Source organism: Mucilaginibacter sp. SG538B (assembly GCF_013376065.1).
GTDB classification, from domain to species: Bacteria; Bacteroidota; Bacteroidia; order Sphingobacteriales; family Sphingobacteriaceae; genus Mucilaginibacter; species Mucilaginibacter rubeus.
Window position 1 is genome coordinate 787,502 of the sequence record NZ_JABMJI010000001.1, and the last position, 24,673, is coordinate 812,174.

The 24,673-nt window shown below is 43.7% G+C and carries 14 protein-coding genes; 9 read left to right on the plus strand and 5 right to left on the minus strand.

Annotated elements, in window-relative coordinates:
- Positions 1–92 precede the first annotated feature (92 nt).
- The 9 genes from FHW88_RS03015 to FHW88_RS03055 all read left to right on the plus strand — a co-directional run bounded on the left by FHW88_RS03015 (position 93) and on the right by FHW88_RS03055 (position 18,149).
- A complete protein-coding gene (locus FHW88_RS03015) occupies positions 93–1,445 on the plus strand; it encodes an NAD(P)/FAD-dependent oxidoreductase (protein WP_176623063.1) in 1,353 nt (450 codons plus the stop codon).
- A gap of 426 nt (positions 1,446–1,871) precedes the next feature.
- Positions 1,872–2,774 (plus strand): AraC family transcriptional regulator, encoded by a 903-nt coding sequence (locus tag FHW88_RS03020; RefSeq protein ID WP_176623065.1) that lies wholly within the window; start codon positions 1,872–1,874, stop codon positions 2,772–2,774.
- 39 nt (positions 2,775–2,813) lie between these two features.
- The gene (locus FHW88_RS03025; RefSeq protein ID WP_317171308.1) at positions 2,814–4,613 is read left to right on the plus strand and encodes a DUF885 family protein; all 1,800 of its coding nucleotides are present in this window, start codon (positions 2,814–2,816) and stop codon (positions 4,611–4,613) included.
- Positions 4,614–4,802: 189 nt separating this feature from the next.
- Positions 4,803–6,236: an APC family permease gene (locus FHW88_RS03030; RefSeq protein WP_176623067.1), complete on the plus strand. Its 1,434-nt coding sequence runs from the start codon at positions 4,803–4,805 to the stop codon at positions 6,234–6,236.
- A 27-nt stretch (positions 6,237–6,263) separates the two neighbouring features.
- Positions 6,264–8,486, plus strand: coding sequence for a putative Ig domain-containing protein (locus FHW88_RS03035; RefSeq protein ID WP_176623069.1), 2,223 nt, complete (start codon positions 6,264–6,266; stop codon positions 8,484–8,486).
- Between the two features lie 196 nt (positions 8,487–8,682).
- Positions 8,683–10,167, plus strand: a complete 1,485-nt coding sequence (locus tag FHW88_RS03040) for an aldehyde dehydrogenase (NADP(+)) (RefSeq protein WP_176623071.1) — start codon at positions 8,683–8,685, stop codon at positions 10,165–10,167.
- A 90-nt stretch (positions 10,168–10,257) separates the two neighbouring features.
- Positions 10,258–11,661 carry an aminopeptidase P family protein gene (locus FHW88_RS03045; RefSeq protein WP_176623073.1) on the plus strand — a complete coding sequence of 468 codons (1,404 nt, stop codon included), beginning with the start codon at positions 10,258–10,260 and terminating at the stop codon, positions 11,659–11,661.
- A 599-nt stretch (positions 11,662–12,260) separates the two neighbouring features.
- Positions 12,261–14,558, plus strand: coding sequence for a S9 family peptidase (locus tag FHW88_RS03050; protein ID WP_176623075.1), 2,298 nt, complete (start codon positions 12,261–12,263; stop codon positions 14,556–14,558).
- Between the two features lie 21 nt (positions 14,559–14,579).
- Positions 14,580–18,149 (plus strand): family 43 glycosylhydrolase, encoded by a 3,570-nt coding sequence (locus FHW88_RS03055; RefSeq protein ID WP_176623077.1) that lies wholly within the window; start codon positions 14,580–14,582, stop codon positions 18,147–18,149.
- A 94-nt stretch (positions 18,150–18,243) separates the two neighbouring features.
- On the opposite strand, the gene FHW88_RS03060 is transcribed toward FHW88_RS03055, so the two are convergent.
- The 5 genes from FHW88_RS03060 to FHW88_RS03080 form a co-directional block, all read right to left on the minus strand.
- Positions 18,244–19,149, minus strand: coding sequence for a PepSY-like domain-containing protein (locus FHW88_RS03060; protein ID WP_175490047.1), 906 nt, complete (start codon positions 19,147–19,149; stop codon positions 18,244–18,246).
- A gap of 246 nt (positions 19,150–19,395) precedes the next feature.
- Complete coding sequence (locus FHW88_RS03065; protein WP_090531421.1) at positions 19,396–20,016, minus strand: tetratricopeptide repeat protein; 621 nt, start codon at positions 20,014–20,016, stop codon at positions 19,396–19,398.
- Complete coding sequence (locus tag FHW88_RS03070; RefSeq protein ID WP_090531423.1) at positions 20,004–21,182, minus strand: tetratricopeptide repeat protein; 1,179 nt, start codon at positions 21,180–21,182, stop codon at positions 20,004–20,006. The genes FHW88_RS03065 and FHW88_RS03070 overlap by 13 nt, the downstream gene beginning before the upstream one ends.
- Positions 21,164–23,320, minus strand: a complete 2,157-nt coding sequence (locus FHW88_RS30310) for an urea transporter (RefSeq protein WP_176623079.1) — start codon at positions 23,318–23,320, stop codon at positions 21,164–21,166. The genes FHW88_RS03070 and FHW88_RS30310 overlap by 19 nt, the downstream gene beginning before the upstream one ends.
- Positions 23,317–24,672, minus strand: a complete 1,356-nt coding sequence (locus FHW88_RS03080) for a diaminopimelate decarboxylase (protein ID WP_176623081.1) — start codon at positions 24,670–24,672, stop codon at positions 23,317–23,319. The genes FHW88_RS30310 and FHW88_RS03080 overlap by 4 nt, the downstream gene beginning before the upstream one ends.
- Between the last annotated feature and the right edge of the window lies 1 nt (position 24,673).

Below are 24,673 nucleotides of genomic sequence, written 5' to 3' on the forward strand. Positions count from 1 at the left end.
AAAAGGTTCATGTTCCCTCAGGGTCTCTCGTAGAGGGCCCTGAGGTTTCCGCATTCTAAATATCTAATAAATGCTCGGAACGGCGAATCTGCATGGCGTATGCATCAGGGTCCTCTGCGAGAGACCCTGATGGGACGTTTAAAAAAGAATTATTAACAAGCTTTCGGCTTTCCGCCCTAAGCTTTCAGCTTAAAATAAAAATGGCAAAAGTGCTGATAATAGGAGGTGGGATAGTAGGGCTTAGTTCGGCTTATTATTTACAAAAAGCCGGGCATGAGGTTACTGTGCTGGATAAAGGTGATATGACCGATAGCTGCTCATATGGCAATGCGGGCATGATAGTGCCAAGCCATTTTATCCCGCTGGCAACGCCGGGGATGGTTTCGCAGGGGATTAAATGGATGTTTAACAGCAAAAGCCCGTTTTACGTAAAGCCATCCTTAAACCCCGAACTGATTTCATGGGGACTAAAATTTTTAAAGAAAGCGAATGCCGCGCACGTTGAAAAATCGGCTGTTCCTTTAACGGAGCTTTCCCTGCTCAGTAAAAAGCTTTATGAAGATCTGAGCAAAGAGCCAGGCTTTGATTTTGACCTGGTTGAAAAAGGTATCCTGATGTTTTACAAAACCGAAAAGGCAGGCGAAGAAGAGGCGCACATGGCCGAAAAAGGCAGGGAATTAGGTTTGGATATGGCGGTGCTTAGTGTTGATGATTGTAAAAGGCTACAGCCAAAGCTTGAGCTTGACGTGTTGGGCGCGGTACATTACCGTTGCGATGCACACCTTTCGCCAAATAAGCTGATGGCCGCATTGATCAGGTACCTGAAAGCTGCCGGTGTAAAATTGCTTACCAATAAAGAGGTTACAAAAATTGAAACTAAAGGCGGTAAAGTGAGCAGGGTATTGGCAGGCAATGAAGAGTTTACTGCTGATGAATACATTATTGCTGGTGGTTCATGGTCGCCGGCTATTGGCAGATTGTTAGGTTTAAAAATCTTGCTGATGCCGGGTAAAGGATATTCATTCAATGTAAAAGATGATAGCGACACCATGCACATCCCTGCATTGCTGGCCGAAGCAAGGGTTGCCATTACGCCAATGAATGGTGGTTTACGCTATGGTGGTACTATGGAGCTTGACAAGATCAACGATCGTATCAACATGAACCGTGTAAAAGGTATTGTAGAATCCGTGCCAAAATACTTCCCGGGTTTAAAACCTGCTGTTCCTGAACAAAAGGATATCTGGTTCGGCTTCCGGCCTTCATCTGCAGACGGATTGCCATACATCGGCAGGAGCAAACAATATAGCAACCTTACCGTGGCTACCGGTCATGGTATGATGGGGCTTAGTCTGGGCGCAGCAACCGGTTTGTTGGCAAGTGAAATTATATCGGGCAAACCAACCTCTATTGATATTAAAGAATTTGCTCCTGAAAGATCTTAATTTAAACAATTGACTACCCTTCCGGCATGCCGGAAAACGGAACCGCTCATTCACCCCTGATGAACGGTTTTTTTGCGTTAACAGGAGTTTGTTTTATTACCTGCATCATAAAAAACAGGTTGAAAATGGGTTTTCTGCGTAAAATGCATGGTAAGTGTAAAATATACAATAGTTGTATTCTGTACAATTAAAAATATTTTATTCGGCCAAATAGTGGCTGTGGTGCCTATAATTTTGATTTTAATTGTTTATATAACATTTAATTTACTTCATGTTTGTTGGATAAAGAAGGGTTTTTCGGTCAATTTAGGCACCTGTATCAACCATAAATTATCAAATATTGCCCGTATTTTATCCTTTTAACTTCAATTGTTGGCAAATTAAGTTAAGTAATTGTAAATTCAACAAGTGATAATCAAGTAGCAGATGAAAGTTTTACAATTTACTATCCCGGTTCCGCACGATAAAAGTGTGATTGCAGAAAAGGTTTGTTTGCCTTATCATTACCCATACCTGCATCGTCATAAAGAAATTCAGCTTACCTGGATCCAGCAGGGTGAGGGGACTTTGATTGCAGGAAATAATATGCATGATTACTCTGCAGGCGATTTGTTTTTAATAGGCGCCAACCTGCCGCATGTGTTTAAAAGTAACCCCGAATATTTTGCGCCCAATGCCAACAAGCAGATAGAGGCGCTTACAATATTTTTTAACCCGGAAGGGGCTTTGGCACCGCTGTTTAATTTACCTGAGCTTAAACCGAGCCTCATATTTATGCAGCAGCATCAACAGGGTTTTAAATTACCGCATTCTGTTGTTGACAAAATATCGCAGATCATGATCGCATTGCAAAAAGCTTCCGGCCCCGACCAGTTGATCCAGTTTTTTCATCTGCTTAAAGGGCTTACCAATATCAAAAGCAAATTGGATCCTTTATCAACCTATGGCAACCTGCCGGGGATAACCGAAAATGAAGGGATCAGGATTGGTAATATCTATAATTACATTATGCAGCACTATAGTGAGCCTATTACGCTTGAGGACGTTGCTAAGGTGGCCTATATGACGCCGGAGTCGTTTTGCAGATATTTCAAAAAGCATACCGGTCATACTTTTATTTCGTTCCTGAACGAGATCAGGATCAACGAGGCCTGCAAAAAATTGATTGCCCATAAATTTGAAAGTATTAACACCGTAGCTTACAAGTGCGGTTTCAAGAGTATTACTAACTTTAACCGGGTATTCAAATGCGTAATAGGTAATTCGCCACGTGGCTATCTCGACTCATACAACAACAATCTGATAAGCCTGAACAGGGCTGCAAGCTAATAGCTACTTTAATTTTCTTACCTCAAACCAAAATATATCGTGCTAATTAATACTAAAACAACCATAAAAGGTTTGGCTCTTTACGCCCTTACTATTGGTACCCTAACCGTTAAAGCGCAGACCGCTCCTGCCGGCAATTTGTATGAGCAAAGCAGCGAAGTAGCGGGTACCACTATCAGATACGGGCAGGATATGAACGCTATCCATGACTTTTATTCGCCGTATAACGTTAATGATCGTGCCGAAGAACAATACAAACAGGATGTCATTAACTCGCCAGAACAACGTAAAAGATTAATTGAGGTTGACAATGATTATCTGAAACAGCTGGAGCAAACCGACTTTAATGCCCTGAGTATTTACGGCAAGGTTGATTATATCCTGTTGAAGAAACGCATCAACTTTGATCTGAAAGATCTGAAGAAAGAAGAAGGCCTGTATAGCCAGGCTGCTAAATACATTTCATTTGCCGATGAGATTTACGCGCTTGAACAAAAGCGCCGCCGCGGAACGTTTGTTGATGGCGAAAAAGTTGCTGGCGACCTGAACAAGATCCTGAAAGAACTTAAAGCAGATACGACGGCATATCGTAAGCTTCCGTCGGTAGATATGCCTGTAGCAAAAGTTACCAAAGCTGCATTAGTTGGTTTAAAAGGTCGTTTAAAGGACTTTTTTGGGTTCTATAATAAATACGACCCTTCATTTACCTGGTGGGTACCTGAACCTTATAAAGCCCTTGATAATGCGCTGAACAGGTACAGTGAGCTGGCTATAAGCAAAGGAAAGTTGAACACCAGCCAGAAAAGCGATAGCAGCGGTATAAAAGGTGTGCCCATCGGCAGGGAAGAGTTGATCAATCAGCTGCAAGCCGAAATGATCCCTTACACGCCCGAAGAGCTTATCAAGCTTGCCAACAAAGAGTTTGCCTGGTGCGATAAGGAAATGCTGAAGGCATCGCAGGAAATGGGTTTTGGCAGCGACTGGAAAAAAGCGTTGGAGAAAGTAAAAAACAGCTACGTGCCGGTAGGTCATCAGCCCGAACTGATTGTTAAATTATATAACGATGCGCTAAGCTTTATCAAAGAGCGCGACCTGATCACGATACCGCCACTGGCCGAGGAAACCTGGGGCATGGTAATGATGTCGCCGCAAAGGCAATTGGTTAACCCATTTTTTACCGGTGGCAAGGAAATCAGCATCTCGTACCCAACCAATACCATGCAGTATGAAGACCGACTGATGAGCATGCGCGGCAACAACCCTTACTTTTCAAGGGGGACGGTGCAGCACGAATTGATTCCCGGTCATAACCTGCAATATTTTATGAACAGCCGTTACAAAGCTTATCGTCAGGATTTCGGTACCCCATTCGCGGTTGAAGGCTGGGCTTTGTACTGGGAACTTTTACTCTACGATAAAGGCTTTGCCAAAACACCTGAAGAACGTGTAGGTATGCTGTTCTGGCGTATGCACCGTTGCGCCCGCATCATATTTTCACTTAACTATCATTTAGGTAACTGGACTCCACAGCAATGTATCGACTTTTTGGTTGACCGTGTAGGTCATGAAAAAGCCAACGCCGAGGGTGAAGTTAGACGCTCATTTGAGGGAGGCTATAGTCCGCTTTACCAGGTGGCATACCTGTTAGGTGGTTTGCAGTTGACAGAATTGAGGAAAGAACTGGTTGACAGTGGAAAAATGACCTATAAGCAATTCCACGATGCCGCCATCAAAGAAAACCTGATCCCGGTTGAAATGCTTAGGGCAACGTTAACCAATCAGGCATTAACTAAAGATTTTATAACAAGCTGGAAGTTCTATGATTTCGGGAGTAAGTAACTGTTGTTAAGTTAATAGTACTAAGTCTTAAGTGAAAAGTTAAGTTCATCCTTTTTGACTTAGAACTTAAGACTTTCGACTAATGACTATCCGTCATTACATGATTAATATGGCACTAAATAAAATCTAATATTAAATAGCACTGAAAAGCAAAGCTATCTGCTTTAAGCTTTTATATAAAACATTTTTATGGAGAACAGCACTTCTTTTAAGCCTTCGTTGCGGTTGATGGATGCCACCATGCTGGTGGCGGGCAGTATGATTGGCTCCGGTATTTTTATTGTGAGCGCGGATATTACCCGCAATGTGGGCAGCGCAGGCTGGCTGCTGTTTGTGTGGCTAATCACCGGTTTTATGACCCTTACTGCTGCCTTAAGTTATGGCGAACTGAGCGCCATGTTTCCAAGGGCGGGAGGCCAATATGTTTACCTGAAGGAAGCTTACAGTCCTTTGGTGGGCTTTTTATACGGATGGAGCTTTTTTACAGTAATACAAACGGCTACCATAGCGGCCGTGGGCGTGGCCTTCGCTAAGTTTACAGCTTACCTCATCCCCCAATTAAGTGAAAGCCTTGTTGCTATTGATCTGGGTTTCGTTACCATATCGCCGGCGCAACTGCTTTCAATTTTGGTGATCGTGTTTTTAACTTACATCAACACACGCGGCGTAAACAGCGGCAAAATTGTGCAGACTATTTTCACCATGGCCAAGCTGCTGAGCTTGCTGGGTTTAATTGTTTTTGGCTTATTTGCTTTAAAAACTTCGGTATGGAATGAGAATTGGAAAAACGCCTGGAGTATGCACCATCTCAGCAGTGATGGTACGATAGCATCTTATACTACTATTGCGGCTTTAGGCGCGATAGCATCGGCTATGGTTGGCTCCATATTCAGCAGCGATTCCTGGAATAACGTAACTTTTATTGCCGGTGAGATTAAAAACCCTAAAAGGAATATCGGTTTAAGTCTGGCGCTGGGTACCTTGATCGTGACGGTGATTTACATATTAACCAATGTAATGTATACCGGCGTACTTTCCCTGCATGATATTGCCAGTGCCGATAAAGATAGGGTGGGTGTAGTTGCATCACAGCATATTTTTGGCAGTTCGGGCACGGTGATCATTGCTTTGCTCATCATGGTATCAACCTTTGGCTGTAATAACGGGCTTATCATGTCGGGTGCGAGGGTTTATTATTCGATGGCTAAAGACAGGCTCTTCTTTAAAAAAGTAGGAACGCTGAATAAAAATTCGGTACCGGGTTTTGGTTTGTGGTTGCAATGTGTGTTTGCATGTCTTTGGAGCCTGAGTGGTAAATATGGCGATCTACTGGATATGATCTCGTTTGTGGTAGTAGTTTTTTATGTGCTTACCATCATCGGGATCTTTATCCTCCGCAAAAAAATGCCCAATGCCGAGCGACCTTATAAAGCCTTTGGTTACCCGGTACTGCCGGTTATTTATATCATTATGGGCATTGCTTTTTGTCTGTTACTTATTAAATATAAACCTGCTTATACTTACCCAGGTTTGATCATTACTTTAACAGGCATCCCGGTATATTACCTGATAGGCGGCAGCAAGCAACGCAAGGTTGCTGAACTCCCGGTTGAAAGTTTATAGACCGGGGACATTCCATTATCTCAATTCATGAAAAAGATCTTATTGCTGCTATGGCTTATGACTATCGCCATAGCAGCTTTCGCTCAAAACGAAAATTTTATAAAGCTGAGCACTGCAAAATTCTCTACCGGGAATGATGCTGCCTGGAAAGACGCAGCTTTCAACGATACGCAGTGGAAAAGCATCAAAGTTGGCGATGTATGGCAGGAGCAGGGCTACCCGGATTATCATGGCTTTGCCTGGTACCGCATCCATGTACTTATTCCATCGTCATTAAAAAAGCAAGCAGTTTGGGGCGATAGCTTGCGGGTATTTCTTGCACATGTTAATGACGTTGATGAAACTTATTTTAACGGCAAACTCATCGGTAAAACAGGCGCTTTTCCTGAAGATAGGGCAGGTTATATAAGCAAATGGCCTGCCGTGCGCAATTATTGCGTAGCCGCAAATGATCCGGCCATTAAATGGGACGCGGAAAATATCATCGCCATAAAAGTGTATGATGGCGGTGGCTCGGGCGGTATTTTTATGGGAAGCCCTTATATTGATATGTTGGAGAAATTTGACGGCATCGTTTTTACCCAAACCGATATCAGCTTTCTATCCAACGCGCAGTCTGTCCGGAAATTAACTGTAGGCAATAGCTTTAAAAGTAATATCAGTGGTAAGTTTCATTACAGGATAGTTGACGAAGTGACCGAAAAGACAATCGCCGAAAAAACAATCGCTGCTAACCTTCCATCCCTGGGCAAAGAAACTTATACGCTTACCTTCCCGCACCGGGAAGGCATTAAACTGCTTTACGAATTTACCGAAACAGCATCGGGCGAGACCAAATCATTTTCGGAGATAGCGCCGTATTTGCTTACTCCTAAAGCATCGTTTAAACCGATGATCAACGGAGCAGTGGTTTTAGGAGTTCATCCCGGTTCACCTGTACTTTACAAAATTGCAGCAAGCGGGCAAAAGCCGCTGAAATATGCGGTTAAGAATTTGCCAGATGGTTTAGTCCTTGATCATAAAACAGGCATTATAACAGGGGAAGCTCCTAAAGCGGGAGATTACAAAATATCTGTTTCCGTTAGTAATACTTTAGGAAAAGATGAAAGAGTCCTTACCATTAAGTCGGGTAAGCTATTAGCGCTTACGCCGCCCATGGGCTGGAACAGTTGGAATTGCTGGGGATTAAACGTAAGCGACGAAAAAGTAAGGCTTTCGGCCAAAGCCATGGTTGATAAAGGCCTCACCGATTACGGCTGGAATTATATTAACGTGGATGATGGCTGGCAGGCACCCGCAAGGCAACAAGATGGAGAAATAGCAGCGAACGAAAAGTTTCCGGACATGAAAGCCCTTGGTGCGCACCTGCATCAGCAAGGATTAAAGTTTGGTATTTATTCATCGCCGGGGGCTAAGACCTGTGGCGGATACCTGGGCTCGTTAGGGCATGAAGGGCAGGATGCAGCTACCTATTTTAACTGGGGCGTTGATTATTTGAAGTACGACCTGTGCAGCTATTCCGACCAAACGGCAGGCGACACAACGCTGTTCGCCCAGCAAAAGCCATACATGGTCATGCGCTATGAACTGGCAAAGCAACCACGGGATATTATTTACAGCATTTGCCAGTACGGTATCAAAGATGTTTGGAAGTGGGGCGCAAAAATGAATGGTAACCTGTGGCGCACAACCGAAGATATAACCGATACCTGGGAAAGTTTGTATGGGATCGGTTTCAGCCAAACCAATAATGCCGCCTATGCCGGCCCCGGAGGCTGGAACGACCCGGATATGCTTATTTTAGGCAGGGTAGGCTGGGGCGAAAATCTTCACCAAACCAATCTAACGCTTTATGAGCAATACACACATATGAGCTTATGGAGCCTTTTATCGGCCCCGCTGCTTATCGGTTGTGATATGGATAAGCTTGATGATTTTACCCTCAACCTGTTAAAAAACCGTGAAGTAATTGCGATTGATCAGGATGTAGCAGGCAAGCAGGCCGAGCGGATGATCAATGATAAGCAAATCCAGGTTTGGGTTAAACAATTGGCAGGTGGCAGTAAAGCGATAGGGATTTTTAATCTTGGTGAAAAATACGCGAAGTATAATCTGCAGTTTAAAAGTATAAAACTGGGTAAGGCCAAAACAGTACGTGATATCTGGCAGCAAAAAGATCTGGCAAAAAATGCCTCTTCGGTTTCCTGTAACATCCCGCCGCATGGGGTAAGGTTTTATAAATTGATGTAAACAAGACTGTTATTTGCCTGTTGGGTATAAGATATCTTGACCGTTTTTTAATCTGTTTTAAGATTGCGCTGTTTAAATAAGATAAAATCCTGCTATAACTGGTTAGGAATCTTCAGTGCGTATCATAAAAGGTTAAATATATTTGCTCTTGCATATTAATGGCGTAAGCCGTTCATTTTTTATCAAAATATCTGCTATGGCTAACAACTTTAAAGAGGAAAGCACCGAAGAAATAAATATCATTATGCAGCAATCGCAAAGCGCGTTTGAGGCTTACCAAAAAACAAGCGCCGAACAAAAGGCCCTGTTTTTAGAAGCTATTGCTGATGAAATAGAAGCAGTAGGCGATGCCCTGTTGCATAAAGCAGCTGAAGAAACTAACCTTCCTTTACCCCGTTTAACCGGCGAGCGTGCCCGTACCACCGGTCAGCTGCGCATGTTTGCAGGGATGCTGCGCGAAGGCAGCTGGGTTGAGGCCAGTATCGATACCGCTTTGCCCGACAGGAAACCGTTACCTCGCCCGGATCTCCGCAAAATGCTTGTTCCACTGGGGCCGGTAGTTGTTTTTGGCGCAAGCAATTTCCCATTTGCGTATTCAACCGCAGGTGGCGATACTGCAAGTGCTTTGGGTGCAGGCTGTTCGGTAGTAGTAAAAGCACACCCTGCCCATGCCGAAACTTCTGAAATGGTTTATCAGGCTATCAAAAAAGCTATTGTAAGTAGCAATATGCCTGAGCATGTTTTTCAACATGTACATGGTACATCCTTTGAAAGCGGTAAAGCATTGGTTCAGGCAGATGATACCGCTGCAGTTGGCTTCACCGGTTCAACTGTTGGCGGTTTAGCCCTGCTGCAATATTCGTCTGAGCGTAAAAAGCCTATCCCTGTATTTTCAGAAATGGGCAGTATCAACCCGGTTATATTTTTACCGGATACTTTAAACAAAAACGCAGCCGACCTGGCTGCACAATATGCAGGTTCCATTACTTTAGGTGTTGGTCAGTTTTGTACCAATCCGGGCTTAATGCTTGCTATTGAAGGTGAAGGCCTTGATAATTTCTATAAACTTTTGGGTAATGGTATTGAAGCTATTAAACCGGCCAAAATGTTGCATGCCGGCATCCATTCGGCTTATGAAAAAAAGAGCCACGCAGCTTTGGAGCAAAGTGGCGTAAGCAGCGTTGTTAAATCAGCTACCGAAGCTGTTGACATTGAAGCTCAACCAACCATCGCCCTGGTAAGTGCCGAAACTTTCCTTGAAAACCACCTGTTACATGAAGAGGTGTTTGGCCCATACTCATTAATGGTAAGCTGTAAAGACGAGCAGGAACTAATCAAAGTTTTAAAATCGGTATCGGGACAACTCACTACTACAGTAATGGGTACCGACGAGGATTTTGCGGGCCATTCCAACCTGTTGCAATTATTGCCGACCATAGCAGGCAGGGTATTGTTCAACGGTGTGCCGACTGGTGTTGAGGTTTGTGCCAGTATGGTGCATGGCGGCCCGTTTCCGGCCACTACCGATAGTCGTTTTACAGCGGTAGGTGTTAATGCAGCTAAACGCTGGGTACGCCCGGTTTGCTACCAAAACTGCCCGGATGCTTTGTTGCCTTTAGCTTTGCAACAGGCCAATCCAGCAAATATTTGGCGTTTGTTTGACGGCGAATGGAAGAAATAGTGAGCCGTTAATCATCATCAGATAATCAAATATAAATTATACTTGCACATGCCGGTTCCTCAACAGAGCCGGCATGTTTAATTTTGCATTATGAAACTTCAACTTTTTGATCAGCAGGTTTACGTACAGCGCCGCAATGTTTTAAAACAGAGTATGGGCGCCAACGGTATCATCGTTTTGTTAGGGAACGAGGATAGCAGCATGAACTATAAAGACAATAGCTACCTGTTTAGGCAGGATAGCAGTTTTTTATATTATTTCGGACTTGATGTAGCAGGTTTGGCAGCTATCATTGACACCGATACCGGTGAGGAAGTGATATTTGGAAACGACCTTACCATTGATGATATCGTTTGGACAGGCACCTTACCATCTGTAAGTGAGATGGCCGAGCTGGTTGGCGTTTCGCAAACAAGGCCTTATGCCGATGTAAAGCATTATATCCACAAGGCGGTAACCGGTAGCCGCCAGGTTCATATCCTGCCGCCTTATCGCCCCGAAAATAAAATCAAACTGGCCGATTGGTTAAACACCAGTCTGGAAGATGTGGCTGGTGGCGTTTCATTGCAACTGGTAAAAGCGGTTATAGCCCAAAGGGTTATCAAAACTCCGTTGGAGGTTGCCGAGATAGAGAAAGCCGTATCCATAAGCGTTGATATGGAACTGGCGGTAATGAAATATGCCCGTCCGGGTATCAGGGAATACGAACTGGTAGCCAAAGCGCATGAAGTGGCCATTGCCAATGATTCGCGCTTAGGTTATCCGGCAATCATCACCAAACATGGTCAAACACTGCACACGCGCTATTACGGCAATATCCTGGAAGAGGGCGATATGGTACTGAGCGATATCGGCGCCGAAAACGCCATGCACTACGGCGGTGATTTGACCCGTACCTTCCCGGTAGGCAAGCAGTTTAGCACCCGTCAAAGGGAGTTGTATGATGTGGTTTTGAACTCGATGGATCATGCTATTAGTATGCTGAAACCCGGCGTACGCTACAAAGATGTACACCTGCAAGCCTGCCAGAAACTGGCCGAAGGCCTGAAAGCGGTAAACCTGATGAAAGGTGACCCGGCCGAGGCGGTTGCAGCCGGAGCACACGCCATGTTTTTTCAATGCGGCTTAGGCCACATGCTGGGCATGGATACCCATGATATGGAAGATTTAGGTGAGCAATATGTTGGCTATACCGATGCCTTGAAAAAAGAAACTGCTGTCTTCGGTCTAAAATCATTGAGGTTAGGCCGCGAACTGGAAGCTGGTTATGTGCTTACTGTTGAGCCGGGTATCTATATTATTCCGGAACTGATAGACCGCTGGCAGGCCGAAAAGAAATTCGCTGAGTTTATTAATTACGATGTGTTGAATACCTATCGTGATTTCGGCGGCATCCGTATCGAGGATAACTTTTTAATAACCGATACAGGTAGCCAGTTATTAGGTAAATATTTGCCTAAAACTCGTCAGGAGATTGAGGCTTTGAGAGGATAGCGGATAAATAAGAGTGATATGGCGCATAGTTGACTCACCCGGTCTGCGCTATGCTGGACCAACCCTCTCTTCGCCTTTGGCGGAAAGAGGGTAAAGGAAAGAAGAGTAAAACCCCCTCTTTACGCTTGCGTAGAGAGGGGTGACGAGCGCAGCGAAGTCAGGGTGAGTCGATACGGCGTTTAATTCTTTACTCGCGTCCAATCATGGGTTATTGTTCTAAAGAGATGATTTTTTAAATCCTTTGTTCGTTTAATTTCTTGAGCTAACGGCCACTTAGCTTTAACTGAATAGTGGATTCATACGTAACCCTGTATCTTGTTTAATTAATTGATTATTAGTTGTTTATATATTAAAAATTGAATTTCTGTTAACCCTGTTAACCCCCTCGACTGCCTTGCCGCTCTGGCGTAGACACTTCCTGATTTTATAATTCAAGCGAAGCACGCTTGGACTTGCGTGAAATTTCATAAGACATTTGCCAGGCAAGTCGGCCCGTATCAAAAAGATGCGGGCCGATTTGTTAAATGCCTGCTATGATGTGTTAATTTATGTAAATATAAACTGGTGGTGTTAGGTAACTTTACGCAACACTATAACTTATGACAAGATACCACCAATATTTACTGTTAACAGTTTTTTTAGCAGCTGCAGGTCAATCAGCCAAGGCCCAGCAAAAAGCTACTCCGTATTACCCCACTCACGCAGAAGTGCTGCAAAATTATAAAACAGCCGATGCCCTTGATTCAGCCTTAAAGAAGATTCCGATTATCACCGGCGTCAGGCCCAACTGGCAGGCTGGGGGGAATGAATTCTGGTACGGTAAAAAAACTGCTAACAACCAAACAGCTTATATTTTGGTTGATCCTGAAAAGGGAACAAAGAAAACCATTTTTGAAAGCAGTCAGTTAAGTAATGAGGTAAGCAAAGCAACAGGCAAACCTGTGAAAGATGGCGGCTTCCGTATTGAAGATATGTTTTTTAGTGCCGATAAAAAGCAGGCAACATTTAAAACAGGCGGTACCTGGCTCAAGTGTGATTTGGGCACATTGCAATGCATTAAAACTATCGATACGGTACATCAAAGTTATGATAACGAGAAACCACTACAGGAACGCCATTACCGTTGGGAAGGTGTTAGCGCCGATTCTGTATCGCCCGACAAACAATGGGCTGCTTTTGTAAAAGGCGGAAACATCATCATTAAATCGTTAAAAAACTCAACGGAGATCAAGTTAACCACCGATGGTAATTTAGATAAACCTTACGGCGAGCTTACATGGTCGCCGGATAGTAAGCACATTGTTGGTTATCGCATTGACCCTAAGAAAACAAAAGAAGTTTATTACTTGCTTAGTTCGGTACCCGGTACCACGCGGGCGGTATTGAAATCACATGAGTATGATCAGCCGGGCGATGAATTTACCTCGTATCAGCAATATATATTTAACATCGCTGATAAAAGCGCGATAAAAACCGATGCTGAAAAGATCGACTTTTTTGGTGCGCCGCGATTGCATTGGCACGATGGCGACAGCCGTTATTTTACCTATGAAAAAGCAGATCGGGGCCACCAGCGTTTCAGGGTTATTGAGGTAGATGTTACCACCGATAAAACCCGAAACATCATTGATGAAAAAACAAACACTTTTATTTACGAGCAAAGAATCTTTACTTATTACGCCTCCAAAACGCATGAGATAGTGTGGATCACCGAGAAAGATGGATGGCGTCATATTTACCTGGTTGATGAATTGAGTGGTAAAGAAAAATTGGTGACCAAAGGCGATTGGGTAATACGCGATATTGATAGCGTTGATGTTAAGAAAAGGCAGATCTGGTTTAAAGGAAGCGGTAAAAATACCGGTGAAGACCCTTACTTCATGCACTATTACCGTATTGGCTTTGATGGTAAAAATCTTGTTGACCTTACGCCCGAAAAAGGCAACCATAGCCTAAGCTTTTCGCCCGATAGAAAATATTACATCGATACGTATTCGGAAGTTAATATAGCTCCCCGCATTGTAATAAAAAACACAGCCGACCTGAAAACGGTTATGGAGCTTGAACATGCCGATTTGACCGGTCTTTTGGCCACAGGTGTTAAACTTCCTGAAGTGTTTGTCGCCAAGGCGAGGGATGGCAAAACCGATATCTGGGGCGTGGTATATCGTCCGGCCAATATGGATCCCAATAAAAGCTACCCGGTAATTGAAAATATTTATGCCGGCCCGCAGGACTCATTTGTGCCTAAAAGTTTTTCCGCTGTGAATGAGATGCAAAGCATAGCCCAACTGGGTTTTATTGTGGTACAAATGGATGGCATGGGTACGGCCAACCGCTCAAAGGCTTTTCATGATGTATGCTGGCATAACCTCGCTGATGCCGGTTTCGCCGACCGTATTTTATGGATGCAGGCGCTTGCTGCTAAATATCCGCAGGTTGATATCAGCAGGATAGGCGTTTACGGCACATCTGCAGGCGGGCAAAATTCGGCAGGGGCATTGCTGTTCCACCCTGAATTTTATAAAGCTGCGGTATCTGCCTGTGGCTGTCATGATAATCGAATAGATAAACAATGGTGGAACGAGCAGTGGATGGGCTACCCTGTTGGGCCGCATTATGAGCAGCAATCAAACATCACTAACGCCGGTAAATTGCAGGGCGATTTGATGCTGATAGTAGGTGAAGCTGATAATAATGTTCCGCCTGAGTCAACCTTCCGTTTTGCGGATGCGTTGATCAAAAACAATAAAATGTTCGACCTGCTGGTGGTGCCGGGCATGGGTCATAGCGATGGCGGCCCTTACGGCCGTAAAAAGAAACGCGACTTTTTTGTAAAGCACCTGCTTAATACAGAGCCGCCTGCAAGAAACACCGATGAGTTAGCACATAATTAATTTTGCTGGGTAGGTAACACAATGCGAAAATTTCAGTTGATAGTTTTCTTTTCCTTGTGTCTGGCTGTTTTAAACAGTTCTGCACAGCAACAATCGGCAACAGAGCCGGGTAATGGCAATCCCATTATTCCCGGCTACTTTGCCGACCCAACCGTTCGCAAGTTTGGCGATACCTACTACATTTATGCTACCACCGATGGCAACGGCGGCGGGCACGGCCCATCACAGGTTTGGACATCCAAAGATTTTGTGAACTGGACCATGCATGATATGAACTGGCCAACCTCCAATTACTATTGGGCCCCGGATGTTATCAATGGTAACGATGGCAAGTATTACATGTACTACTGCCAGCCGGTTGACATTTATGGCGCATCGTCAGCAAGCCCTACCGGGCCGTGGACGCCCTTACTGCCCGATGGCAAATCAATGATCCCCAATTACTTTATCCCCGGGGTGATTACGCTGGATGGACAAACCTTTAAAGATGATGACGGAAAGATCTATATGTTTTGGGGTACCTGGGGCATCTATCCTGATCATGGTTGCGGCGTAGGTTTGTTAAACCCGGATATGCACACCTTTGCCAAAACGGCAAAGATTCCCAATACTATTGCCAAAGATTTTTTTGAAGCGCCTTTTATGTTTAAACGCAAGGGCATCTACTACTTTACCTATTCATCCGGTCTTTGTGAGGATTCTACTTATCGGGTACAATACGCCATTAGCAAAACCGGGCCGATGGGGCCATTTGAGTTCGGCAAAAACAGCCCAGTGCTGAGTACCAATGCTGATGGAACTATTCACGGACCGGGCCATGAGTCGGTAGTGCAGGTTGGGGATGATTTTTATATGGTGTATCATCGCCATAATAACCCGCACTCCAACGGGGGCTATCACCGGCAGGTTTGCGCGGATAAGATCGTGTTTGATGCCGAAGGCAATATTGAAAAGATTGTTCCTACCCATCTTGGAGTTGGGCTATTAGGAAAAAGTACCATTAATGCTCCCAACGAAGCTTATCAAAAAAAGGTGACAGCTTCATCTTTTTACAACGAGAATTATAAACCCTTATTTGCGGTTGATAACAATAACGGCACCTTATGGAAGCCCGCGGATAACAGTCGCCAGCCGGCATGGTTAACTATTGATCTGGGCTCGGTGAAAACAGTACAGCAGGTATTAACTCAATTTGAATATGCAACATGGTACTATCAATACCTGGTAGAATCATCGGTAGATGGTAAAACCTGGAAGTTGTTTGCCGACAGGAGGGAGAACAAACAGCATGGTTCGCCGATGGTAGATTTAGGAAATGCCCAGGCCCGCTTTATCCGCTTAACAATTACCGGGACGGAATATCCGGGGTTATACAAAGCAATTTGGAACGTGAAAATTTACGGCGAACGGGTAGTAACCGGAGACGTTACTTCTGCCGATAAAAAAGAAATATCAAAAGCGGTAGCTCCAAAGGAGAGAGAAGGCTTATTGGTAAACCTAAATGCCGATAATTTTCAGGCCGGCGAAGCAGTATCTCAGTGGGCTAATAAAGGTGTGTTGGGTGGTAATTTTACTGCAACTGGTAAACCTCCGGTTATCGATATTATTGCGGGAAAAAAAGCTTTGGTGTTTAATGGTACGCAATCACTCGAATCAACGGTGACCGTACCCCGTTCACTTGCGGGTAATAACAGCTATACTGTATCGTATGAGGTTTACACCGACCAGATCGAAGACGAAAACCCGGTATTAAGCTGGACAAACGGCGAATCGGATCATCGCACCGCTACTTTTGGCTACGGAAGCAATAAAACAGCCGGTGCCGTACAACATTTTGGCGTTTCTGACTTTCAATACAAAAGCATGCCTGCCGCCGGAAAATGGCATCAGGTGGTTGTTACTTTTGATGGCTCATTTGAAAAGCTATTTGTGGATGGCGAGCTGAACAATACAGAAAACAAGATGCTGTTTTTGCAGTTGGCAGATAAGTTCATTATTGGTGCTAAAACAAACCGCTCGGCCTATTTTTCGGGCGGTATTTCATCAGTTAAAATTTACAATCGACCGCTTGCAGATAGTGTGATAAAGCGATGGGCTTTACATCCTGCAAAGTCAGATATCGCTGTTTACCTCGATGCTTGCAAACTAAATTACGGGCCGCTTCAAAAATGGACAAATAACGGTGATGCAGGCGGAGCTTTCCAAGCTGCTGGTGGGCAAGGCGCAGAAGTAAGAGATATAAAAGGGAAAATAGCAGTTAGCTTTAATGGCAAAGGCCGGCTTGTTTTTAATAATGGTGTTGCTGTCAATAGTAAAGAAAGTTACAGCATAGCATTAAGTATTTACCAAAAGGGATCAACGCAAAAGGGTTCGATATTGAAATTACAATCTTCAACGGAGGTTCTTGTCCCTGCCGGTAAATATTTAAACGCAGGCCAATGGCATTACGTCATAAAAACTATTAGCGGAAATGCCGCTAAATTATATGTAGATGGTGCCTTGATTTCAGCAAAGGCAAATACAGGCAGGCTTGCCGGTGATCTTGTACTGGGCGATGGTTTTAATGGTGCAGTATCTAATCTCGTGTTTTTTAAACATGGTTTATCACCAGCCGAAATTAAGCAGTTATGCCTCGGCTGGAAACAGAACTATCATGCGCCTGTAGCGGGTTCACTTGCGTTCAAAACTATTCCGAAGGCTGTGACGCCCGGTATGGTTGAAATGGAGGCGCCGGAATATGCTTCTGTAAAATCAAATCTTCAGTATGATTTTATTAACGAGGCAGACAGCAGCAAATCAAGCGGTTGGCAGGCCGATCCGCATTATGTGAGTTATGGGCTTGCAGCCGGTAAAAATTATAGCTACTCTTTTAAAGTTAAAGACAATTATGGTAATGTAAGCCCAAAAACCGCGGCATTGCCTGTAAGTACAACTTCGACCTTATTTAATGTTGTTGCGGATGGGTTTGCATTCAACAATGACTTTGTAACTAATGGCACAACCGGCACTATGTGGGATGGTTTGATAGGTGGAGATAAGCCGGAGAATAAAGTATTTACCGGTGACAGCGTGTTAACCCTGGAATCAAAAGGCTCTAACTGGGACGGTAACCTGCCTTATGGACCATTTTTATACCGTAATGTTTTGGGCGATTTTGTGGCCGAGGTGGAAGTAACTGAAGTAAGTGGTCTTAAGGAAAAAAAGATAGCCGGTAACAGTGATATGGGCTTGATGGTACATAAAGCAAAACAACCCGGTACTGAAGGCAGCGAAAACCTCATTCAGAACAGTATTTTCCCGGCCTGGAATTGCGGCAACATGCTCACCAATTTTAAAGCCGGCGACCGGATGCAAACCAATACCCAAACCGGCTGGAATTATAACCGTTATCTGCAGATCCAAAAATCGGGTGATGTGTTTTACATCAGGAGCAGTAGTGACGGCATACATTGGACTGATCTGCCCGGAAGTCCGGTATTAAGGCCTGATTTAAACGGTGCTGATCTGCAAATCGGCCTTTACCATAGCACCTACGGGCCATACCGTTCATATGTTAAATTCTCTAATTTTAAGCTCATCAGCAGGAAATAAATATGTGATCCACTGTTTGGAGCTCTGAAACTAAGCAAGTAAGCCATGTTTAATTAAAAACATGGCTTACCAACAGCGCTATAATCTTGATTGTTTAGTGGATAGGCAGGACTCTGACAAATGTACCAGACGCATTAAAAATTAAAGCGTATTTGGTATTGTTTGATGTAATCAACACAACGTAACCTTGCAGGGTTCCGCCGGGGCTTTCAGAAAATGCTTTATCAAATACGTAGCCCGGATAAGTAGCAGTAAGATAAGTGGTAATAGCAGCCGGTAAGTTAGCTTCAGCTACTACAGCATGTTTTAAATCGTGTTTTTCTATCTGAATACGTTTTACAAGTTTGCCTGCCGCGGTTACCGTTGTTGAGTAAAGTACCCCGTTCTGGCTTATCAAAATGTATACGTTATCAGGTGCGATAGAGGCATGCAACAAAGTATCTGTTGGATAGGTTGTTGAAAAATAGCTGCTTACAGCAGCAGGAAGGGCCGAAATAGCAATGGTATCGCGGTGTTTACTGTCACGATTATCAAAGAATCCGCCTAAGTGCCATCCTGGTCCTTTAAGGTCAACACCTTCGCGTTGCTCAAGGATGCTTACAAACGTACCAGCAGCAGTGAATTTGAGGCCAACCAAAGCGCTGTTATATTTGATAACTACAATGTAGTTGATAACTGTTTTAGTACTATCAGTAATGGAGTATGCTTTTTTGAATGTATAACCGCTGTAATTAGCTGTAAGGTAAGTGCCGATAGCTGTAGGTAATGTGCTAAAAGCAACGGAGTCTTTGGTATCATGCTTGCCATAGCAGCCAACCATATAAACGCTGTCGGTAGTAGTTCCGGACGACGCAAGGCTAATAGCGATGGCGCCGGTTGATGTGACGGCTGATGACGAAACGCTGCCGGCCGAAGCTGATTTTGAAGCGTTTTCCTTTTTACATGATGCCAGGCCGATTATTGTGCCGACCATCAATAGTGAGGCGTAAAATGATTTCATTTTCATAGAATTAATTTAAATTGATAATTAGCGCTGCCTTTTTTCGGACAGGTTTAATTAAAATTAATTTGGAAAATCGGGCCGTCGGGAAATGTGTCGACAAATGAGTGATTTAAATCGACGTATGAAGAATATGTTTTTTGTTGTAGAGACGCATCACATGCGTCTTGCGCATGAAGGTATTTAATGCGCAAATTTGCTGTCGGAGACGCATGTGATGCGTCTCTACGAAAAATTTAAACCGGGCTAATTACATCTGGCTAAGCCATCGGTGCTGGAAGCATCAGCAGGTTTGATGATCAGCGCTTTTTCAAAAAAAGGTTTTGCTTCCGATTTTTTTCCAGCCATAAGCATCGACCAGGCCAGCATATGGTTGCCGTCATAATCAAAAGGATAAAGCGTTACTACTACCCTGAAAAGCTTAATAGCGGGTTCGTATTGCTTACGGTTATAATAAATTACGCCGGCCCAATAATTGGCCTGTGTGTTTTGAGGGTCTATTTTCAGGATAGCAAGATATTGTTCCAGCACTTTATCCCAGTTTTGCAAAAAGGAGAGCGGCTTTATATAGCCAAACTTAGCCTCAATAGCGCCGGGCTTCAGGTTAACTGCTTTTTGATAATAGGTTTGCGAAGCAGTGTAGTTTTTATTGAGGTAATGAAGCCAACCCAGCCTGATGGCTATCTCATAATTATTTTCCGAATAGTAGGGGTAAATATCGGCAATGGCAGCAACGTAGTTTTTGTTTAATTCATTGGTATAACTGTTGTGAAAAGCTTTTTGAAGCACCACATTTGTCTGTGCCTGCAATTGTGCTGCAAATACAAATAAAAAAATGGGAATAAAGGTCTTCTTTAAAATTTCCATGTTATACCTAACGTAACAGAGTTTTGGTTATAGTTAACAGCACGGTAAATGTCTGTTTTCTTTTCATAAAAGTAATTTAAATTCAATAAGGCATGGTTACCTAACTGATAAAAAACGCTTTCACCGCATTTAAATTTTGTAGGATCGATGGCGTTATACACATAAAGCCCGTCTGCATCCAGGTAATCATCCTGGTTGCCAAAAGTAGCGGCTGTTTCCAGCCACGTTTTGTTTAACACTTTAAATCCCACCGACTGGCTATAAATGAAATGCGTTACTCCGCTTAAATTCAGTACCGATGCCCTGCTTGTGGTGTATAAATTCAAGTTTCCCAGTGGATAAAAATCCACTTTGGCATCATATTGTTTTAAGGTTTTATTAATGAGTTTGCCCAAATTAACATCGCCCTGCAAATCAATGTAGCGGGTATCATATTTTATTCCTAACAGCCCAAGGTTACTTTGGTAAATATTGCTCCGGTAGCTGGTGTGTAAATAATGGTACGCGCCAAGTAAATTGATGTTTTTAGTCAAAGAATATTTCGCTTTAGCATAATATTCAAACTGGCGGTCGGTTTTGCCTGTTTGGTTAATGTAATCAATATAGCCCGATCTGAATATATTCTGTTTGAAAAACATAAATGATTGATCCAACTGCAAACGCCACGATAATCTTAAACCGATACCCGCGCGTTCAAAAAAGCCGTTGTCGCGTTCGTGGTTATTCGGCAATTTTATGCCGCTTTCTAAAACCGCATCAGTTAAACCAAAGGGTGATAACTTGATAGCACGCAGGGTTGCTGTGTCTAAATGCGATGCATTGTAAAACGCGGTGTTATTGTTGTTGATATAGGTGTTGCAGTAGTAAGCATACAAATATGCAGTGACATTTTGGGGCTCTTTAAGTAAAACCCGGTTAAACTGATAGATGGCCGCTTTATAGTTACCGGTAAGCATATAAGCATACCCGGCCTTAAAGCGCAAGGTAGGAGAGTCTACACTTTTAGCAACCGATTGATTTACAAACCTGATAAGTTGTTTCCAGTTGCCGGCATTGTACAATTGTTCGGCGGTACTATCGGCCGTGGCAAGTTTATTATCTTGTGCACGGGTTACAAGAGCAGCAAATAGCAAGGCAAAAAGTATGGTTAATTTTCTGTACTCCATTGTGCTTCAATATGCTGACCGTTTGTATTTATAATGAGGGCTTGCAGGCTGCTATGATCTACAAAAATGGTTGCCTCTGTAAGGGACAATGTTCTACCTGCAATTTCCTGGTATTGTTTGGATACAATGTTTAACCCTGTTTTTTTTAACTGTATCCCGCTTTTATATTTTATGCTGATGAACCGGTAAAAAGGCGCAATAAAATCCTGCAGCCAAAGCAATGTTTTGTTATGGGTAAGCGGTACCGGGAACTCATCATTAGCCGGGCTATACCCGGCATCGTTAAAAATAACTTTATATGCGGCAAGGTAAAAATAGTGGAGGAGCGACGTTTTATCGCCATAAAAGCTGGTGAAGTAAAACATAGTTCCATTGTTAATAAAATAAGCAACGGCACCTGTTGTTTTGCAGTAGATGTATGACTGTCCTAATTCATCTTTAAAAACTTCCCATTCTTCGGTTGAGCCGTTTCCGTTAACTAATTTAGATACGAAGCCCGGTTGCAGGTCGAATGCTTTTTTGAGTGGCGTATTGATTTCGGGGTTGCTTATTAATTCGTTTTCATTTGGGATATTGTAGCTTACAAAGATGGTTTGATCAGCTTTTTTGGTAAAATAATAGGCGAGCGGATAAGGCAGTGTTTTAGATCCTATATAAGGCGTAGCCTGCAACTGGAAATGCAAATGCGGCTCGGGCGACCGACCCGAATTACCGCAGAAACCCAGCAGATCACCTTGTTTTACGATATCGCCGGGTTTAACTTTTACAGAGTTTTTTTTGAGGTGCGAGAGTTTGGAATAAAGCCCTTCGGCGTGGCGTATCACTACGGTGTTCCCCCAGTTTTCCTTCAGGTTTTCCTCGCCTATGTCGTTATCTTCTACATGGTTTACAACCTGTTCTACAATGCCGTCGCCGCAGGCCAGTACCGGCTTATTGAAACAATAAAAATGTTCAGGAAGGGTACCGGGATGCTGAAATGTTTTTTGTTCATCATCCGTAATCACAAAATCAAGCGCCTGGCCCCATTCGCCTTTGTGGGTAATGCTACCATTATAACCCTGCGAAACCGTCCAATAGCCCATAAACGGCAAATTGAGCCTCATGTATTTCAGATCGTTCAGCCTGTTTTGCAGGTTTAAAACATGATAAAGATTTTTTTCGGGCGAGTAATGCTGTGCTATGGTTAACTGCAATTTGGGGTGATGACCGGTTAGCTTTAAAAAATAAAGCAGGCTGATATTAAGCACACAAAACGGTAACGAAAATATAGGCAACGCATGCAGGGCCATGAGTGTGGTAAGGGCATTAATGAGTATGAAACCCAAGGGGATGCAAAGAATTGCCAGCAGGTAAGAGCGTAACGATGGGATGGTGAAAAAGCTGCTGATGGCCATTGAAGCCATCATTAAATTGGCACCAAGGTGGTAATAGCTGATACCCTCTGGGTAGGTATTTGTGATGTTGTTAAACCCGCAGGCCGTTAAAAAGCTAATGATAAGCAGGCTGAATGCAATGCGCGAATGCACAAGTATCCCTATAGCAATAAGCATTCCGGTTATGATATTATGCTGAAATAGAATTGCGCTCAATGAACGGAAAAATAAGCTCATCAGTTTTGGTAACGTTGTGGCAAGATAACCTTCGGCGCCGGCCAGGTTACCCGGGCCAGTGTAAATTTCTTCGAGCAGGGAGCTGCTTTTTTGTGATAATCCAGTGTTGAAGATGCTGTTGGATGCCAGCAGTACAAGCCAGAAAACCAGGATAAATGGCAGTGAAAGTATAGGTAAACCCGGTTTACTCATGCGCTTTGACATAATAATAGTAGCAAGCACTACAAGGCAACAGGCAACCGCCAGCCAGGTCACAAACATGACGTTAACCTGGAAAAAAGTACCAAATGCTATCCCTAATAATAAACAGTTAAAGCTGTAGATTCCGGCCAGGTAATCTTCGTTATCCTGTTTTAACAGTTTTATTATCAGCAAAGAGAAAATGACACAACTCAACCCTGCAAAGCCAGACACCGGGTTGAAGAAAGATACCAGCAGCAAAATAATCCCCAATACCCGGTTCTGCGAAAAAAACAGCACTGAATAAGAATTGATAATGGTTTTTATAAATGCCGGAATTTGCTTCACTTGTTGTTATTTAAATGAGCGGGTACTAACTCTGGTTCGGCAGTATATTCCAATGTTTCGTTTTGGCGAATGAGGTGGGTGCGCAACTTTTCATCTATCAAAACAACAGCAGGCCTCAGGGTAATGAACTGCATCCATTGGGTCATGTTATAAGCGCCAACCTTGTGTACTACAACCTGGTCGCCGGGATTTAGCAGTGGCAGGTTAATGCTTTCCCTGATCACATCAATGTTCATGCAAAGCGGCCCATATATCACCATGTTTTCGGTATGTGCAGCAAAATCCTGAGCAGGGCTTACCTGGTGTTCATACCAAAAAGATGTGAACAGGATATTGACCCCAAAATCAACAATGGTGGCGCCTTTGCCATTGGCTAAACGTTTGTTGGCAATAACAGTGCCCAGCAGGTAACCGGCATCATCTATTAAAACGCGCCCGCTTTCCAATATCAGCAGCGGCAGGTCATCATTGGCAAAGCCAAAATTGAGCAAAGCCGAAGTTATGACTTCAGCAAAGTCGTCAACCGTCGGCACGGTATCATTCCCCGGCAGGTAAGCACCTTTTAGTGTATTAGTTGAGGGGAAACCGCCTCCCAGGTCAAGATATTCTATTTTATGATTAAGTTCGGTCTGGCAGCGAACAGCCAGTTCGGCCAGTTTATTAGCTGCTATACCATAAGCATCGGCAGAGAGCATATAGGTACCGATATGGCAATGCAGGCCCACCAATTGCAGACTTCCCGAGCCTGTGATCTTTGTAACCGCCGACCAGGCTTCTCCATTTTCATAGTTAAAACCAAAGCGGTCCCAAAGTGGGTAAACGCCGGTATCCATATTTATACGGATGGCCACACGTGGCTTATTGGCCATGTTTTTACTTAAGGTAAGCAGCAGGTTAAGCTCATCAAAATGATCAATATGGATCAGCGAATCATGCTCGATGGCCAACTGCAGATCGTTGAGAGATTTGCCCGGTCCGTTAAAAATGATCTTGTTGCCCGGTACGCCATTGCCCAATGCTTTACGGTATTCAAAGCCCGAAACAACCTCCGCCCAACTGCCTTCCTGGTGAAAAATCTGACAAACAGCATTGAGGTAATTGGTTTTATAGCTCCATGCAAATTGTACCTTTGGGTAGCGGGTGCTAAAAGCGCGGTATGCTGCCCGGTAGTTTTTGCGGATTTGTTTTTCGGACAATACAAACACCGGCGAACCGTAGTTTTCGATCAGGCTTTTAACCGAAACGCCATCGATGCTTTTAACGGGCTGCACACCGGTGCGGGAGCCGAATTTATTAAGGGCACCGGCCTGTAGTTTTTTTATATATGGTTTCTCGTATGGCAGCTTTTCCATC

Coding starts and splice junctions, on each gene's coding strand:
- FHW88_RS03040 (WP_176623071.1), top strand. CDS start 8,683: ATGGCTAACAACTTTAAAGAGGAAAGCACCGAAGAAATAAATATCATT.
- FHW88_RS03060 (WP_175490047.1), bottom strand. CDS start 19,149: ATGAAATCATTTTACGCCTCACTATTGATGGTCGGCACAATAATCGGC.
- FHW88_RS03020 (WP_176623065.1), top strand. CDS start 1,872: ATGAAAGTTTTACAATTTACTATCCCGGTTCCGCACGATAAAAGTGTG.
- FHW88_RS03065 (WP_090531421.1), bottom strand. CDS start 20,016: ATGGAAATTTTAAAGAAGACCTTTATTCCCATTTTTTTATTTGTATTT.
- FHW88_RS03080 (WP_176623081.1), bottom strand. CDS start 24,672: ATGGAAAAGCTGCCATACGAGAAACCATATATAAAAAAACTACAGGCC.
- FHW88_RS03015 (WP_176623063.1), top strand. CDS start 93: ATGGCGTATGCATCAGGGTCCTCTGCGAGAGACCCTGATGGGACGTTT.
- FHW88_RS03035 (WP_176623069.1), top strand. CDS start 6,264: ATGAAAAAGATCTTATTGCTGCTATGGCTTATGACTATCGCCATAGCA.
- FHW88_RS03070 (WP_090531423.1), bottom strand. CDS start 21,182: ATGGAGTACAGAAAATTAACCATACTTTTTGCCTTGCTATTTGCTGCT.
- FHW88_RS03045 (WP_176623073.1), top strand. CDS start 10,258: ATGAAACTTCAACTTTTTGATCAGCAGGTTTACGTACAGCGCCGCAAT.
- FHW88_RS03050 (WP_176623075.1), top strand. CDS start 12,261: ATGACAAGATACCACCAATATTTACTGTTAACAGTTTTTTTAGCAGCT.
- FHW88_RS03030 (WP_176623067.1), top strand. CDS start 4,803: ATGGAGAACAGCACTTCTTTTAAGCCTTCGTTGCGGTTGATGGATGCC.
- FHW88_RS03055 (WP_176623077.1), top strand. CDS start 14,580: ATGCGAAAATTTCAGTTGATAGTTTTCTTTTCCTTGTGTCTGGCTGTT.